Raw genomic sequence first — 18,327 nt, 5'->3', positions numbered from 1 at the left:
ATTCAAGTCAATGGGAGAATAATATATACATTACTATCCTTTAAAATCTCTTTAATATCCTCTTTCTTTTAACTATGTTTTCATGTGTAATTCTTGAATCGTACTCCATACTTTTTACAATTTCGGCGATTGTAGGGTATTCAAATATTCTCTTTAGAGGAATATCTACCCCAAATATTAATCTGATTTGAGAAACAACTTGGGTAGCTAAAAGGGAGTGTCCACCTAAATGAAAAAAGTTATCGTCCATACTGATAGAGTTAGAATTTAGAGTTTCCCCCCATATTTCTAGCATTATTTCTTCAGTTTCATTTGAAGGTAGAATACGAATTTTCTTTTTCTGTACAATACTCTTTGGCTTCGTTAATAATTTTCTGTTAATTTTACCTGTGTGACTTAAAGGAAATTCTTTTGTTATAACAAAATAAGATGGAACCATATATGATGGGATTATCTCTCGTAAATGTTGTTGCAATTGATCGATTTCTAGTGGCTCTCCTGTATCTTTTGATTGAACATAAGCTACTAATTGTTTCCCCCCCTCAATTACATCATCTCTCACCATCACTATTGCTTTCTGAACGTATGGGTGCTTCTCAAGTGAAACCTCAATTTCACCAAGTTCTACTCGGAAACCACGTAATTTTACTTGATCGTCAAGTCTATTTAAATAAACAATATTACCATCGGGCAGTAACTTAACTCTGTCCCCAGTTTTATACAGTTTCTTACCACTTTTAAAAGGATGGTGAATAAATTGTTTTTCCGTTAACTCATGTAGGTTTAAATAACCTGGGGACAATCCAATCCCACCAATAAACAGTTCACCAGCAACACCAATAGGTAATGGTTGCATTTTATTATTGAGAACATAAGCCTCCGTATTGGAAATAGGTCTTCCAATTGGAAGATCTCCTTCAATCTCATCATAATTGAAGTTGTAGTCAGGTTTATATATTGTTGCAGCACACGTAGTTTCTGAAGGACCATAACCAATCATACAAGGAATCATATCGGAAACTTTATACCAAGTTTTGTATGTCTCTAACGAAACTTTTTCTCCTCCAATTTGAATCATTCGTAAAGAGGAAGGTATGAAAACGTTCCCTCTCGACAATTCATAAACCCAGCGTTCCCAATAAGCTGTTGGAATACAAATGAAAGAAATACTTTCTTCATCCAACCAATCAGAAAACTCTTGAGCAGACAAAACATAATCTGGGCTTAAAACTAGAGTAGCTCCATTAATTAAAGTCATAAAAATGTCGGAAATGGACATGTCAAAGCTAATACTCGCATATTGTCCAACTCGTGAATTAATATCAATTTCAGATAAACCTGATACATCAATACTAAAGTTAACCAACGATTTGTGAGTAATTGGTATTCCTTTGGGTTGACCAGTAGACCCAGATGTATAAATAATATAAGCTATTTGGTCAGAATCGCTCTCTATAATAATATCCACCGGTAATACTTTTTCTAACTTATTTTGAATCTGTAGTCCATCTAAAACAACAATCTTATCTTCATACCCCAGAAATAAGTTTATATATTCAGACTTTGTTAATATAACAGGCGATTGGGTGTCATCAACCATGTAAGACAATCGCTCTTGCGGGAACTTAGGATCAAGTGGAACGTATGCACCACCCACTTTTAAAATAGCAAGAATGGAAACTATTAATTCGGGGCAACGTTCCATACAAAGTATAACCGGAATATTCCGACCTATATTCATACCTTTTAGAATTTGAGCTAATTGATTTGCTTTCTGATTTAATTCCCTATAATTTATCAAATCATCTTTATACTCTACAGCAATATTATCTGGATAAGATAACCCAACCTCTTCAATTAAATGGTGGATACATTTTGGTTCAGTAATAAACTTTTCAGTTTGGTTCCAATCAACAAGTACCGTTTGCCTTTCCTCCAAACTTAACATAGACGTTTCGAGCAAATCTTGATCAATATTATCTATAAATCCTTCTAGTAGTATCTTATAATGATTAATCATTCTTTGAATTGTGTCTTTACGGAACAAATCTGTGCAATACTCGATTACTCCAATTAATCTGTTTTCTTTTTCAACTATTGAAATACTGATATCGAAAAGTGAGGAATTTGTATTAATATCAATATTAGTAGTCTTAAAATCATTAAGGACTTCCAATGAATCATCTGGTATATTTTGAAATGCAAACATTACTTGGAATAAAGGAGAAAAACTTAAATCTCTCTCAGGTTGAATCTCTTTGACTACTTTCTCAAATGGAATGTCCTGATTAGCATATGCATCTAAGGAAGTTTGCTTGATTTTCATTAACAAATCATTCCAAGACATAGATGAGGTTAATTGTGTTCTCAGAACAAGTGTATTAACAAAAAAGCCAATTAAATTTTCTATTTCTAATTGATTTCTGTTAGCAATAGGGGTACCAATAATAATATCTTCTTGCCCTGTATATCGATAAAGCAATCCTTTGAAGCCAGTTATTAAAGTCATATACAGAGAAACCTCATGTTTTTGACTGAATTTTTTCAGTTTATCAGTTAGATTTGTACTAATTGAAAAGTCTAGTCTGTCCCCATTAAAAGATTTCACCTTAGGTCTTGGGTAATCAGTAGGCAGGTTTAGAACAGGAAGATCATCACTAAGTTTTTCTTTCCAAAAATCCATTTGCTCCTTAAATGTATCTTCGTTTTGCGACCTTTGCCAATAAGCAAAATCCTTAAATTGTATAGGCATATTGATAATCCGTGTGTCCATATTTGATAGCAAAGATTTATATTTCTTGAAAAGCTCTTCTTTATATAGATTCATAGACCATCCATCAGTAATTATATGATGCATATTTAACATGAAAAGATACCATTTTGGTCCCAAGTGGTAGATATTCGCTCTAATTAGAGGGCCATCAGAAAGCTTGAAAGATTGATTCGACTCCCTTATTGCAAGCTGTTTTGCATAATCCAATACAGTTTTTCTTGATACCTTTTGTAAATCGATAATTTTCATTTTAATATAAACATTTTGAGTAACTATCTGTACTGGGTTGTTTTCGACTACTTTAAATATTGTTCGTAAAATTTCATGCCTTTTTACGACAGAATTAATGCTCTCTTCTAAAAGAGCAATATCCAATTCACCTGATATTTCAAGTGTACAATCCAGATTATAAACAGGATTTCCGGGCTCCAATTGATCAAAAAACCACATACGCTCTTGGGAGTATGATAATGGGAACTCATTTTTTTCATGTATAGTATGAATTGTATTACTTATTATACTTGGTGCTAGTTTTCTATTCTTATCCAGTCTATTACAAAAATCTTTTAGGACTGGATATTCAAACAACAATCGAAGTGGTATATCAATATCAAACTTTTTTCGTATACGAGATATTACCTGAGTTGCTAAAAGTGAATGGCCACCCAGGTGGAAAAAATTATCCTCACTACAAATAACTCTAATTCCAAGTACTTCTCTCCAAATAAGATAAATGTCTTTTTCGGTTTGTGTTTCCAGCTCAATATTTTTATTTGAATCTTGTGAATCAAAATCAATACTTGGCAAAGCAAGATAATCTATTTTCCCACTAGGAGTTAATGGGACTTTTTTTAACTGAATAAAGAATCTTGGGATAATAGAAATAGGAATTTTTTCAATTAATATTTGTCTCAAATCTTTAGAACTTACAGACACATTTTCTGTGGATAGAAAATATGCGACAAGATATGGTTGATCAAATTGATCATTCTTTACATGAATTACCGCATCTTTTACACCAGGGATAAGGTTAAGTATTGACTCTATTTCCCGTGGTTCAATTCTGTGACCCCTAATCTTAATTTGTCTATCAACTCTACCTAAATATTGAATACTTCCGTCAGCTTGATAGCGAACAAAGTCTCCACTCTTATACATACGTGCATCTGGATCTAAACTAAAAGGGTTTTTCACAAAGCTTTCTTTAGTGATATCGGCTTGATTTAAGTATCCCCTCGCTAAACAATCCCCAGATATATATAATTCACCAGCCACACCAATTGGTACTAATCTCAATTTTGTATCCAGTATATACAATTTTGTGTTATTAATCGGCCGTCCAATCGGCGGTAAGTCTTCTTCCTCATCAAAATTAGATATTGTATGTGTTGCTACAACATGCGTTTCAGAGGGGCCATACTGATTATGTAAAACGCATTTTTCAAATCCTTTCAACCATGTACGAATTTGTGGAGTAAGTTTCAATTGTTCACCAGTAACTACAATTTCCTTTAAGTTAAATTCTAATGAGATTAATTGGGAAGCGGTTTCAGATAATTGTTGTAATACAACATATGGAAAACTTGCCCTTTCAATGTTTTCACTAGAGATCAATTCCAACAATAATCTAGGGTCATTTCTAACTGAATCACTTGGAATGACAAGGGTCCCACCTGAGTGCAATGTAGAGAAAATCTCTAAACATGACAGATCAAAATTCAGACTAGAAAATTGAAGCGATCTATTATTTTGAGGGTGAGACCATTTATTTTCCTGCCAGACTATAAGATTTACTAGAGCTTGATGAGTCATTGAAACAGCCTTTGGTCTTCCTGTAGATCCTGATGTTGAAAGTATATATATTAAGTTTTTAGGATGAACATCACTTTGCACATTATCAATATTTGATCTTAAATCATGCCGGATTTCTTTAACACAAATTTTTGGTACATTAAAATCTTTAGATTTCTCAAATAAACTATTATGCGTCAATATAAGTAACAGCTGAGAGTTATCAATAATTTGCTCTAAACGATCTTTAGGATAATTAGGGTCTAAAGGTACATAAACCCCTCCCGCTTTTAAGACACCTAAAACAGCAATTACCATATCAAAAGATTTCTGTAAATGTATACCTACCGGAACATCCGGTCCTATCCCCTGTTGTTTTAGATGACGGGCGATAGCGTTTGCACGCTGATTCAATTCTCGATAAGTCATTGTATTTCCATTAAAAACAATAGCAATACCTTCCGGGTTTAAAACCACCTGATCTTCAAATAAATGATGTAAGCACTTTTGATTAGAGTATTGAAAAGCAGTATTATTCCATTTATTTAAAAGAATATCTTTTTCTTCATCTATTAATAAAGGTATTTCTTCCATACTTTTACCCGGATATTTAATAATATTCTCAACCAGCTTTTGATACTGGCTAATCATCCTTTCAATTGTTTCTTTGTGAAACAAATCAGTATTATATTCAACTATGCCATATAAACCACCATCTTTTTCCGTTAACTCCATTTGTATTTCGAATTTAGAGGTTTTGTTATCTACATCAATAAAAAGTGTTTCTAAATTTTTAAATGATATTGAGTCAGGTGATTCGTAAAAATTGAACAATACTTGAAACAAAGGATTTTGACCAAAGTTGCGTTCGGGTGCGAGTTTTTCAACAATTCTTTCAAACGGTATATCTTGATAAGTGTATGCATCGATACAAACTTTTTTAACATTATGAAGCAATTCAAGAAAAGTGGATTTCCCTGATATTTCTGTTCGTAAAACAAGAGTATTAGCAAAAAAACCAATCAAACTTTCTAATTCCTTATGATTGCGATTTGCAATAGGAGTTCCAACGAGTATATCCTCCTGTTCAGAATAATTAAATAACAATAATTTAAAAATGGATAATAGGGTCATGAAGACAGAGACCCCTTCTTTTATACTTAGTTTTTTTACCTCTTTATACACTTCTTTGTTAATACTAAAAGGGATAAAGGAACCATTAAAAGTTTGTTTAGTCCTTGATTTTTCATTAGGTAATAATAAAAGAGGAAGATCACCACTTAATTGTTTTATCCAATATTTTAGTTGATTATTGTAGTCCTCACCTTCTAACCACTCCCGTTGCCAAATAGAGTAGTCTTTGTATTGGATTTCAAGTTCAGATAAATTTGCTACAGTTCCACACAGTTTATTATTATAAAGTTCAGATAGTTCTGAGAAGAAAATCTCCGCCGACCATCCGTCAAAATTAATATGATGAATATTGAAAACAAAATAATGCTCATGTTCGTCCAAGCGTATTATTCTAGAACGGACATTCGGACCTTTTTCCAAGTCAAATGGTTTCCTTATTTCATCTAAAATAATATCATTAGCTTTTTTTTCAATTTGCTCTCTTGTCAATTTTTCAAAACAATTATATGGAATTTCAATTTGGTAATTATCATTTACTATTTGAACTGGCGTTCCATCAATTTCCTGAAATGACGTTCTTAAACTTTCATGTCTGTCTATTAACATCCAAAGACTTTCCTTTAAATATTCAATATGGAGATTCCCTTTAAAATGAATAACATATGGAACATTATAAAAAGGGTTTTTTGGGTATAACTCATTTAAAAACCATAACCTTTTTTGTGAATACGACACAGGAAATGAATTTTCTCTCGGATTAGTCTTAACCTTTTGAATCAAAGGTGCATCATTTCCTTGGATTAACTTTTGAAAGAGGTTTTCTTCTAACTTTGATAAACCAATGTTGTTTATACTTGAATCCATGCTCTCTCCTCCAGGGTATATTAATTTTTAACTGATAAATCATAAGACTCTTCTTCAGTCATATTACGTATTTTTTCTATTAATTTTTCTTCTAATTCTATGGCAAGTTCGCTAATTGTTGGTTTCATTAATATATTTCCTAACGGTATTTCTATGTTATACTGCCTCCGTAACCGTGAAGCGACTTGTGTCGCAAGCAAAGAATGACCACCTAAATTATAAAAGTTTTCATCGACTCCCACTTCATCTAACTTAAGTATTTCCTTCCAAATATTAGAAATCAATTTTTCTGCCATTGTTTTTGGGGGGATATGCTTTCCAGCATTATTTTGATTTTGCACATTTATTGCTAAAAGTTTTTCATTATCAATTTTTCCATTTGCATTAAGGGGTAAGACATCAAGAAATAATATATATGAAGGAATCATGTATTCAGGTAGTTCCCTTTTTAAATAATTTCTTATATTTTCGACTGTGAGAATTTGATTCGAATCTTTTATTTGTGGGACTATAAATGCAATTAGCCTATTCAAATCGATATTTTCGTTTTTCATAATAACTACTGCTTCTTTTACTAAAGAGTGTTTAAGAAGAGTAGTTTCAATTTCACCTAATTCTACACGCATTCCACGAATTTTAACTTGATTATCTTCTCTTCCTACAAACTTAATTGAGCCATCTTGAAGATAGTAACCTCGATCCCCAGTTTTATACATTAACTCTAATGTATTAAATGGATTTGATATGAATGCTTTATTTGTCCTTTCAATATCATTTAAATATCCCTTAGCTAATCCTATACCTGCAATGTACAAATCACCTAATATCCCAATTGGGACTGGTTGTAAGAATTCATCAAGTATATATACTTCATTATTATCTATCGGCTTTCCAATGCTGACCGAGCCATGTTCTTTAATATCTTGTTCACTACAAGTATGAATAGTAGAATCAATAGAAACCTCAGTAGCACCCCAAGTATTATGCAATTTGCCAGGCATTCTTTCGAAAAAATGTTCAACCGTTTTAGGACTTAAGGCTTCTCCACTTGAGATACAATTTCTTAAAGATGAAAGCAGTTGGCGATCCTTAGAGTTTAATTCATCAAGTACCATATTTAACATACTTGGAACAAATTGAAGATGTACAGTATTGTAACGAATTGAAGCATTTATTATTTCCCTAGGATCACGATGCAATCCTGGTGCAATGAGAGCAATACGTCCTCCGACCATTAATGGCCAGAATAATTCTACTGCAGCATCATCGAAAGTTAAAGTGGTTTTTTGAAGAACAGTTTCGCTTGACTGTAGCATAAATTTACTTTGCATCCATTTCATACGATTTACCCAACCTTTATGAAGGTTAATAACACCTTTTGGTTGACCAGTTGAACCCGAAGTGTAATAGGCAGAGATCATATTTTCTTGAGTAACAGCCACTGTAGGTTTCTGGTCAGTTTGCTGATCAATATCGCCCCACTCAGAATCAAGATAGATAATTTCCATTTCTTCCATCAATAACTTCTCTTTCAAAGAATTTTGTGCCAAAAATATCTCACACCCAGCATTATTAATAATTTGTTTAAGGCGAGGGTTTGGCGCCTCTGGATCTAGTGGTAAAAATGCCCCTCCAGCTTTTAATATTCCAAGCAATCCCACAATTAATTCGATGGATCTTTCGATACAAATTCCAACAATCTTATCAGGACCGACTCCCTTTGTTGTTAAAAAATTTGCTAATTTATTTGCTTGTAAATCAAGTTCTCTATATGTCAGTTCATTAGTATCAAAAATAACAGCAATATTATCAGGTGTTCTCATAACCTGTTCCTCAAATATTTCGTGCAGACATTTATTATTTTGGAAAGGAACAGTTGTCTGATTAAATTCAATTAACTTTTGACGTTCTCTATTTGATAATAAATTCACTTTTGAGTTTTCTTGTAAAGGGTTCGTTGTGAACTCTTTTAATAGCACTTTGAATTTTTCTACTATCGACTTAACTCTAGAACTTTTGTATAAATCTGTGTTATATTCAACAATACCTTCGTATTCTCCATCACTATTCTCTGTTAGATAAAAAGTTAATTCGTATTTAGCAGTTTTATTATTAACTGGTATTGACGTTGAAGTGATATTTGGTAGTTCAAGAAGCTCTTCAAATTTATTTTGAAAAGAGAACATAACTTGTACTAGCGGAGCATGGCTTAAACTTCGATTTGGTTGAATTTCTGTAAGTAACTGTTCAAAAGGAACGTCTTGATTATTATAAATATCTATACAATTCTCTCTTATCTGTAATAGATAACTCTCAAATGTTTCTTCTTTCTTATATTTACTTCTTATTACAACTGTATTCGCAAAGAATCCAATCAAATCATCGATTCCATTATGATTTCGATTTGCAATTGGGGAACAGACTAGGATATCATCTTGACCTGAATATCGATGTAACAAAATGTTAAACACTGCTAACATAATCATGTAGTCAGAAGCTTTATACTTTTTACCCATTTTACTAATTCCTTCTACGATTTTTCTTTCTAATTTGAAGTTATATTTATTACCATTATAAGTTTGAATGGGGCCTCGATTGTAATCAGTTGGTAATTGTAAAATTGGTAAATCTCCTGATAAATAAATTCTCCAGAAATCGAGTTGAGTATTTAAGGTTTTTCCTTTCAACCATTCTCTTTGCCAGTTGGTAAAGTCGGCATATTGAATAGGTAAATCCTCCAACGGACAATTTTTATTTTTACTGTAAGCAGCATACAGTATCTTTAACTCTTTCAAAAATACTACTGTAGACCAACCATCTGTTATAATGTGATGCATATTGAAGTAAAGTATCCATTCGTCTTCTCCTATTTTATAAATATTTACCCTAAACAAGGGAAGTTCTTGAAGATTAAATGATACCTGCGCATCTTCTGTCATAAGTCTCTTGACAATGTTTTCTTTTTCTAGTTCATTTCTTAGGTTAATTATAGGTATTTCAATAGAAAGTTTATCTGAAATGTTCTGAACTGGTTGATCATTCTTTAATTTATAGTATGTCCTTAGTGATTCTTGTCTTTCAATAATTTTATTTAAAGCTATATTAAGTATCTTAATATTTAATGCTCCGAATAAACGAAAAGCTGTCGCTTCATTATAAGCTGAAATATCCGGGTTCATTTCCTGAAAAACCCAAATTCTTTCTTGTGAATATGATAGTTGGAGATCTTTATTAGCTCTTTGATATGGAATGATATTTTTTTTTTGCACCTCGCTATAATTATCCGAGAAATATTTGGCTAATTTTTCCACAGATTTTAATTCAAATATCACCTTTAATGGAATATCCTGAACCATAATAGAGCGTATAGAAGTCATAACTTGGGTTGCTGAGATTGAATCCCCCCCCAAATCAAAGAAGTCATCGTATATTCCTACTTTTTCGATATGTAAGATTTCCGAGAAAATTTTTATTAACTTTCTTTCTAGATTGGTTCGTGGTTCAACAAACTTTGTTTCTATTATTGGACGTATAGCGTCGGGTATGGGCAATGCCCGCTTATCTAATTTGTCATTTTGATTTAAAGGTAAACTTTCTAAAATAAATATAAAATTCGGATACATATAATCCGGTAAATAAGATTTTAAATATAATTTGAGTTGACTAATAGAAACGGATTTCTTTTTATGTAGCACTATATATGCCGCAATTTTTTTATTGCCTGGAGTATCTTCACGTAAAATTACTGCAGCCTCTTTTACATTTTTGTCAGTTCGTAATACAGCCTCTATTTCCTCTAATTCAATCCTGATTCCCCTAATCTTAACTTGGTTATCTACTCTACCAGCAAATTTAATAGATCCATCTGGCCTGTAGTAACCTTTATCACCAGTTTTGTACATTTTTGATTCTTTTAAAAAGGGGTTATCAATAAACATTTCTTCTGTTCGTTTATCATCATTTAAATATCCTCTGGAAATCCCAACGCCTCCTACAAAAAGGTCTCCTATATTACCATCTATAACGGGCTCAAGATATTCATTTAATATGTATACTTGGACATTATCAAATGGTTTTCCTATACAAATGGAGCCTTCTTCGTCTCTATCTTCCGTTGTACATTCATGTATTGTAGCGTCGATTGAAACTTCTGTTGAACCCCAGGTATTGTACAATACTCCTGGCATTATATCTAAATAGCGTCTTACTACAATAGATGTAAGAGGGTCTGCACCTGCAAATACTCCTTGTAAACTAGTTAACTTTAACTTATCATCTTCTTTTACTACGTCTAAAACTCTGCTTAGCATGCTCGATACAATATACATATATTTAACTTTATATCGAATTAAGGCGTCCACAATGGCTCTTGGATCACGATGTAAGCCTGGTTCCATTAATGCAAGTGTTCCTCCAAAAGAAAGAGGCCAAAAAATCTCTAATGATGAGTCATCAAATGCAATTGTTGCTTTTTGTAAAACAGTATCACCAATAACAAGTGGATATGCTCGTTGCATTGCGTTAATTTTATTGACGTATCCTTTATGTTTGTTTGCTACACATTTAGGCTTGCCTGTTGTACCAGATGTATAATAAACAGAAACAAGTTGTTCTAAATCTGCCTCAATACCCATTTTCTTGATTGATAATCCACTTAATTCCTTAGTAATACTATCATAGTCAATATATGTGACTTTGGCATCTGTAGGAAGTGTAGTTTTTATTTCGGACTGTGAAATGCAAAGTGAAGAACCTGCTTCAGTCAAGATTTGCTTAATTCTCGCTTTTGGGGTATCTGGATCAATAGGTAAATAGGCAGCTCCAATTTTTAAAACTCCGATAAGTACAATAACCATCTCAATTGAACGGTTCATATAGACACCAATAGGAGTATTTTTTTGTATGTCATATTTTTCAAGGTAGTGAGCAAGCTGATTTGCTCTTTCCTCTAAATCTTTATAAGTGATACTATTTTCTTGTATCACTACCGCAATATGATTTGGTGTTATTAGAACCTGTTTTTCAAACAATTGATGTAGTGCCAAATCCGGAAAATCTATTTTTGTATTATTCCAATTCATCATTTTTTGGAGATCAAATTTTTTCGCCATAAAAACACCCTTTCTTACTAAATGTTCCTTTAAGTTCATGATTATTCTGAACGAGGAGTAAAGTGAATTTTGTCAATCGCAATATCCAATATTTCCCTTATTCTCAGATACGAGGAATCTGTAACAATAACAAAACCCAGTCTATCTAGAAATGATTCCGCTCTGTTAACTCGCATTCCTTGCTCAACAGTAACCTTTACAATTTCTACACCTTTAACCTGACTAGCCTCTTTGATACCTAGTACATCATTTATTATCAGGGATTTATTACTTAATAGGAACTTTATTCCAGAAAACTTTTGTAATGTGTTTTTTAATTTTCCTGGGCCATCAGAACAACACTTTAATTGTTCTTCTATCATATCTATTCCAGTTGCATATCGGATTAATTCTGGAATCATACCACCAGCGAGTCGTGCATTTATTTCAATAACTTTACATTTATTGTGTATTAACTTAACTTCAGTATGTGAAGCACCATTTTTAAAACCTACCGCTGACAATGCATGTTTTACTGTCTCATAAATTAATTTACTTTTCTCTTTTGAAAGCGGAGCTGGGAAAATATGTGCTTCCTCAATAAAGTAAGGGAGTCCTGTTACAAACTTTTCAGTAATTCCAATTAACTTAGTTTTCCCTTGCCATGAAATTATTTCAACGCTGTACTCAGGAGCATCTAAATACTCTTCTACAAGAACTGTGGGTATAGTCTTTTGACCACGTGAATTTTCAGACAATGATAATATCTTTTTAACTTGATTTGTAGCTGCACTAATAGACTTACATAATAGAACATTTTTTGACCCACTATCATCTACTGGTTTTATAATACAAGGGTAGCCTATTTGTTTAATTGCATTTTGAAGTTGATTCATTGAATGAATTATTTCAAATTCAGGTTGATCTATTCCGTTTTTTTTCAATAGTTGTCTTGTTGAGGATTTATCTCGACAAATCTTCATACTCTGCTGAGTGTTACCTGGCAAATTATAAAAAGAAGCCAACATAGCAGCTGTCTGAATATAGTATTCACTTGTAGTTGTAATACCAGCCAATTCCTTGGGATGGAACCTCTTATTTATTGCTATTCTTATGTCATGAAAATTATTGGTATCACAAAAAATAATCTCGCATCCTATGTCTTCGATTCCTAAATAACGATCGGGTTTATTCGTAAGTAGGATTGGAATATAATTCAACGAATATGTTTTTTTTATGGCAATCAAACCTGTTCCTGTTGTGTTAGATTCAATAAACAGTATTTTTTTAAGCATTACGTATTTTCAACCCCTCTTAACTCAGAGTAAGACCATGACGAGACAATGGTCTCATATGGGACAAAAAGCGGGCTAGTAGGGAGATTTACATTTAACAATCCCTTTTCTTTACGGTATTCGTTGTTAAAAATAGTGTTTACATATCGATCCCCTCTGTCAGGAAAAATTGCTAGTATTTTTTTCCCAACATCTTCCTGAGAACTTAACCATCGTGCTACAGCATATACGGAACCGGAGCTATTTCCTGCGAAAATCTGTTGTTCTCTAGCTAGTTGCAATGTGGCTTCAAATGCTTCTTCATCATTGAGCCAATGTACTTTATCAATAATTGAGTAATCAACATTTTTTGCAACCAAACTATTACCTAACCCCCCCTGTAACCTTTCTGGTATATCCGGTTGACCAAAAATCATACTACCTACTGCATCAACGGCTATAACTTTTAATTTACTATTCTTTTTTTTAAGTTCTCTCGCAATTCCTGATATGGAACCACCACTACCAACTGATGCAACTAATATATCTACCTTGTCTATAACATTCAGAACTTCTTGTGCTAGTTCGGCATAAGACATTGGATTTTCTGGATTTTCGTATTGCATTGGCCAAAATGCGTTTGGATATTGTTTCAATAAAGACTTTAACTTAACTAATCTAACTCCCTGCCATCCCCCATTTCCTATTTTATCAACTATATGTAACTTGCATCCGAGAGATATCAACTTCGCTTTGGTTACATCATCAATTCGTGGATCAGTTACAATATGCACATCATGCCCCAGTCCTCTTCCGACTAGGGCAACGCCACATGCCATTGTTCCGGAAGAACTTTCTATAATCAGATCATCTGGTAATAATATACCTTTTTGTTTAGCATCCATTATTGTACGTTTTGCAACTCGATCTTTCATTCCATATGGATTCAGTAATTCCAATTTAGCAAATACTTCACACTTGGCACTTTTATTTAATTTCAATTTTATTAATGGAGTATTTCCAATTGCATCTATCAACTTTTAAACACCTCGCTACGGGAATTGTATACGTTCTTACTAAAGCAATGACTTTTCAAGTTAGTGAAATTAATAGCATATTACGCATTTATTGTCTTCTGAATATCTTCTTTCCTTAGATCAAATTCATATATAATATTTTTATAATGTGCTTTATGTTCATTTAATAATTCTTTTACATTCAGAGGATTTACTGAACCTTCTGTTATTTTACTTTTCAAGTTATTACTGACATCAAATACATTCTTTAATTCTTCAGTAGTAATTTTAATTTGGTAGCCTTGCTCCAACCCGATTTTCTTAAGAATATCTACCTCAATTTGTTCTGCATTTCGACTCATTTCCAGCATTTTTAAAATATATTGACCAGTAATTATCTGAGATTGACGATAAGGAATTTTATTATGTAATGTTAATAAATTTGCTAAACTAAATCCACCAAAAAAATCAATTTTACATGCCTCTAACATCCTATTTTCATTAAAGGATAACTCGCTAATAACTATAGTAAATAACCGCATAATGGATTTAAATGTATCAAACATCGTATTTACATGAGTACCTGCTTCTTTAGAGGTTTCTACTAAATTTGTATAAGCAGTATTGCGCTGTCCAAGAATGAAATCGATGTAGAATGCATGTAGGTGAGCAGTTTTACCTCTTAATCGTTCAAGAATGGGGAAATTCTTTTTTTGTGGCATGGCAGATGATATCCCTGATAAATGATCGGGAAGATCAATATATCGGTACTCACTGCTACCCCATTGTATTAGATCCGTAATAATACGACTTAGAAAAACGCCAAAGTTAGATAACTCTGAAGCAATTTTCAGAGTCCAATCACGTGAGGCTACAGCGTTAAGAGAATGTTTTTGAGGTCCTGAAAATCCTAAAAGCTTAGCCATATCATGCCTGTCCCATTCAAATTCTCCACCTGACATCGCTCCAGCACCTAGTGGACATTTGTTTATTTCATCGTAGATATTCAACATTCGGTTCATCGATAAAATTAGTTGTTCACTCACTGCGGATAGATAAAAGCCTGGTGTTATGATTTGTGCGGCTTGATAATGAGTATATCCCGGCATGGGAATATTGATTGTATTTTCAGCCAATCTATGAACAACCAAAAATAAGCTTCTCATTTCATTTATTGTCTGCAGCAACTGTTCTCTTCCAAACATTACTTGTGCGCAAGCCTGTATATCATTTCTACTGCGATCAATATGCCATGCAGGTACTTCAACGTCTAATTTATCCTCTACATGTCTTTCAATAGCAAATAGGATGTCTGACATATTATACGTGGGATCAGCCTTTATGTTTTTTTTTGTCACTTGATCTAAAATTGTAATGATATTATCCTTTTCATTACCCGTAATTAATTCTAGTCGCTCATATTCTAAAACGAAAATTTTTTCTATAGCTAAGTAATATGGAAGTAAATTTTCTAATTCATAATTAAATTGTGGTCCAAGGATCTCACTATGTAAAATTCCACTTGGCCCAGATGTAATTCTTCCAGAAAGACTCACAAATTTCACCTCATACTTCTTATTTTTCAAGGAAACCTGAAATGTAATAATTGAAAATGCCTCGTTCCGTTTCACATTTTTTATAAATCATTTTTTAATAGTTTATACAATAAATTCTCTAAATGACTTAGATTTTTAATTTGCGCATTACATTCTTCAATGTCTAAGCATATATACTGTGAAATGATTTTATAATAATCTGGATTTTTCGATTTAGCTTTGCTCAAAAATGCAACTAAATTTACTTTGTTTTTCATTCTACAAAAATAACAAAAACTATCGTGACTAGTTGATGAGTAGGTTCCCTCTACCCCAATATATTCACCATTCAGCTGATAAAGTAGAAATCTTTTTTTTAAACCTATATCATCCCAAGAAAAAAAAGAGATTTTATCATTTGAATTTAATAAATATTTAGGTACATTTATTTTTCTTTTTTTAGGAAATAATTTCTTCAACTCTTTTTCCGAGATTTTCTTTATACCTTTTCTGAATATCTCTAGTTCATTTAAAAATTTTTCACATGATTCTGAACTGTCTATTTGAATTATTCGTTCCAGAAGTTCACTTTCGTATTTCGACAACTCCCTAAATTGCTCCTTGATTTTCTCAAGTCCGCTATATTTAACAGCAAATATAACGTCATTACTAATTGAACTTTTACATGCATTTACAATTTGGAGTGCATGATATTTTATCGTATTAAATTGATGGTTTTCAATAAATAATTTCAACATTTACTACCTCCATTGCCTATTGAGTTTAGATTTTTTATATGGCACAGCACTCTATTTCTTTTTTAAGGTTTTGATAATTTAAATTACTTCTTCTGGGCATACATACAGTAATTATATTATTATTTATTATCCAAGAAACAGTTTTATATTGAATAAATAATTTAAATTCACAATAATAAAAACCTTCCTCTTTATATATATTATTTATTTCCATAGTCTCTAAAGGCAATGTAAGTCCAGTTCTTATTATTTTTGATAATGATTCTTTTGAAGTCCAAAGCAACGTATAACCAATTTCTTTAGTGATGTCAAGCGAACTTAATATATCTTTCTCTACCTGTAATATAATGTCATTAATTTTGTTTGTATTTTCTATTGAGAATATTTCTGTATCAACTGAAACCGGATGCTTTTCTGAAAAGGTTATGGCAATTATCATTTGTGTTGAATGGCTAATACTTACACTTAAATTATCTGTATTTTTTGGTAAGCTTAAAATTGGGTAATTGAAAATCCCAGACAATGTCTGAATATCCCGAATATCCTGAATATCACCTACATTAAAATGCGTTAAAACGGATCTTTTTGCTGCATATCTACCGAAAAGATATTCTCTTTTCCTGCCAACAGATAATAAATTGCCATATGCTATTTTTTCATTAACTCCTAAAAATTTTTCAAGTATTAAATAATCTTTATTAATAAAATAATCGCTTATAATATATAGATTCGCGCAAAAGATTTCGCTCTTTCTATTAAACTGCATATTGAGTGACCATTGCATTATATAATTAATCTCCTTTAAAACTGAAATTAGCTGAATAGATTTAATTCCAATATTATCATATACTGTTCAAATAAATCTATTATGGCAATACACCACCACCACTATTATTATATCATTCACTTAATAATTGTCAAATTAATAAGGTATACCTGAAAACACCAACTATTAATTCTTTATAAACATGTAATTTTTTTCAAAAAAATCCCTGCTGGATTCTAGTTAATCACTTTTTATACTAAATTACAGCAATTCTAGTCGGTCGAACGAAGACAACGCTTTCATACGTATTGTAGATGAGTTTACACTTCCAGAAGACAGTAGCCGTCAAAATGGTCTATATCGAATCAGCCACGAACCGCACAGAGAACGTTTTTCGCATTATTGATATTATCGATAGTCGCTGTAAAGAAATGCGTCTGATCACAAATCGATTTGATTTTTTAGCGGATGATATCAGTGAAATCTATCATTCACGTTAGGCAATTGAACTGTTTTTCAAGTGGATTATGCAGCACGTAAAGATTAAACATTTCTACGGTATGAGTGGAAATGCCGTAAAAAACCAGATTTTCCTTGCGCTCATTACGTACTGCCTGACAGTCTTGGCTCAATACGAAACGAAAAGTAAAAAGACGCTTCTTCAAATTACACGACGGCTGATAGCTACACTTTGGAAAGAGGCACGGCATTGGATACGGCGTTTCGAGAACATCAACGTCCCGTAACGAATAATCTTTTTGCTTGACGTCCCCCCCTCGTATATTAGTAGTAAGAGCTCTTTCCGATAGAATTTCCAGTTGATCCGGACTGCTGGAGAATCTATTGGATTTCCTATAGGAAACGGTTGCCTTTTGGCTTCCTCACCCTTTTTATGTTTTACCTGTTTGACCCCTGTTTACCGAGGAGGCCAAAAGGATAAATCATCATTTATCAGTTTTCATAAATAAAAACTAGCTTACAGGTGCTTACCTGCTTATTTGAATTGCCCAATTTCATATGGTTTAGACGAAGGATGGGGGATGCCCCATTTCAGTACTTCGTCCTTTTTTATTTCACTTTTTATTTCTCTCAGACCGTGCCCATGAGACAATGGAACGGACAAGATTGACACAGGAAATAGCTTTTCCCCCTTGCGGACACTTAGGTGTACTGCTTAATAAGCCTGCTACCCATCGTTCATTATTGAAGGTCTAACCACTGGCTGCGACGTTGGTGAAGAAGAGAGTGTAGCGCTCATTTTGGTCTTCTTCCCTTTGATTGCTAATAACGAGGCAGACATCGATGATTCTGATGGGCACCCAGGTC

Annotated in this window: 8 protein-coding genes and 1 pseudogene; 2 read left to right on the top strand and 7 right to left on the bottom strand. The window is 32.7% G+C overall.

Annotated elements, in window-relative coordinates:
- Positions 1-40: 40 nt before the first annotated feature.
- From H4683_RS19115 to H4683_RS19085, 7 genes are all read right to left on the bottom strand, one after another.
- Positions 41-6,562, bottom strand: coding sequence for a non-ribosomal peptide synthetase (locus tag H4683_RS19115; protein WP_192600429.1), 6,522 nt, complete (start codon positions 6,560-6,562; stop codon positions 41-43).
- Positions 6,563-6,582: 20 nt separating this feature from the next.
- On the bottom strand, positions 6,583-11,673 hold the full coding sequence (locus H4683_RS19110) for a non-ribosomal peptide synthetase (RefSeq protein WP_225942235.1): 5,091 nt from the start codon (positions 11,671-11,673) through the stop codon (positions 6,583-6,585).
- Positions 11,674-11,714: 41 nt separating this feature from the next.
- On the bottom strand, positions 11,715-12,947 hold the full coding sequence (locus H4683_RS19105) for an ATP-grasp domain-containing protein (protein WP_192600428.1): 1,233 nt from the start codon (positions 12,945-12,947) through the stop codon (positions 11,715-11,717).
- Positions 12,947-13,963, bottom strand: coding sequence for a cysteine synthase family protein (locus H4683_RS19100; protein ID WP_192600427.1), 1,017 nt, complete (start codon positions 13,961-13,963; stop codon positions 12,947-12,949). Before H4683_RS19100 ends, H4683_RS19105 begins: the two co-directional genes overlap by 1 nt.
- 80 nt (positions 13,964-14,043) lie before the next feature.
- Positions 14,044-15,498 carry an argininosuccinate lyase gene (locus tag H4683_RS19095; RefSeq protein ID WP_338062500.1) on the bottom strand — a complete coding sequence of 485 codons (1,455 nt, stop codon included), beginning with the start codon at positions 15,496-15,498 and terminating at the stop codon, positions 14,044-14,046.
- An 80-nt stretch (positions 15,499-15,578) separates the two neighbouring features.
- A complete protein-coding gene (locus tag H4683_RS19090) occupies positions 15,579-16,235 on the bottom strand; it encodes a FusB/FusC family EF-G-binding protein (protein WP_192600425.1) in 657 nt (218 codons plus the stop codon).
- A gap of 34 nt (positions 16,236-16,269) precedes the next feature.
- On the bottom strand, positions 16,270-17,019 hold the full coding sequence (locus tag H4683_RS19085; RefSeq protein ID WP_192600424.1) for a 4'-phosphopantetheinyl transferase family protein: 750 nt from the start codon (positions 17,017-17,019) through the stop codon (positions 16,270-16,272).
- A 332-nt stretch (positions 17,020-17,351) separates the two neighbouring features.
- On the opposite strand from H4683_RS19085, the gene H4683_RS19080 reads away from it, so the two are divergent.
- A complete protein-coding gene (locus tag H4683_RS19080) occupies positions 17,352-17,501 on the top strand; it encodes a hypothetical protein (protein ID WP_192600423.1) in 150 nt (49 codons plus the stop codon).
- Positions 17,475-17,601, top strand: a pseudogene (locus H4683_RS22520) (transposase); the annotation flags it as partial. The gene H4683_RS19080 and the pseudogene H4683_RS22520, both read left to right, overlap by 27 nt.
- Positions 17,602-18,327 lie beyond the last annotated feature (726 nt).

It is taken from the genome of Sporosarcina limicola (assembly GCF_014873855.1).
Taxonomy (GTDB): domain Bacteria; phylum Bacillota; class Bacilli; order Bacillales_A; family Planococcaceae; genus Sporosarcina; species Sporosarcina limicola.
The sequence above is the reverse complement of the archived record's forward strand: the minus strand, read 5'-3'. Positions and strand labels throughout refer to the sequence as shown.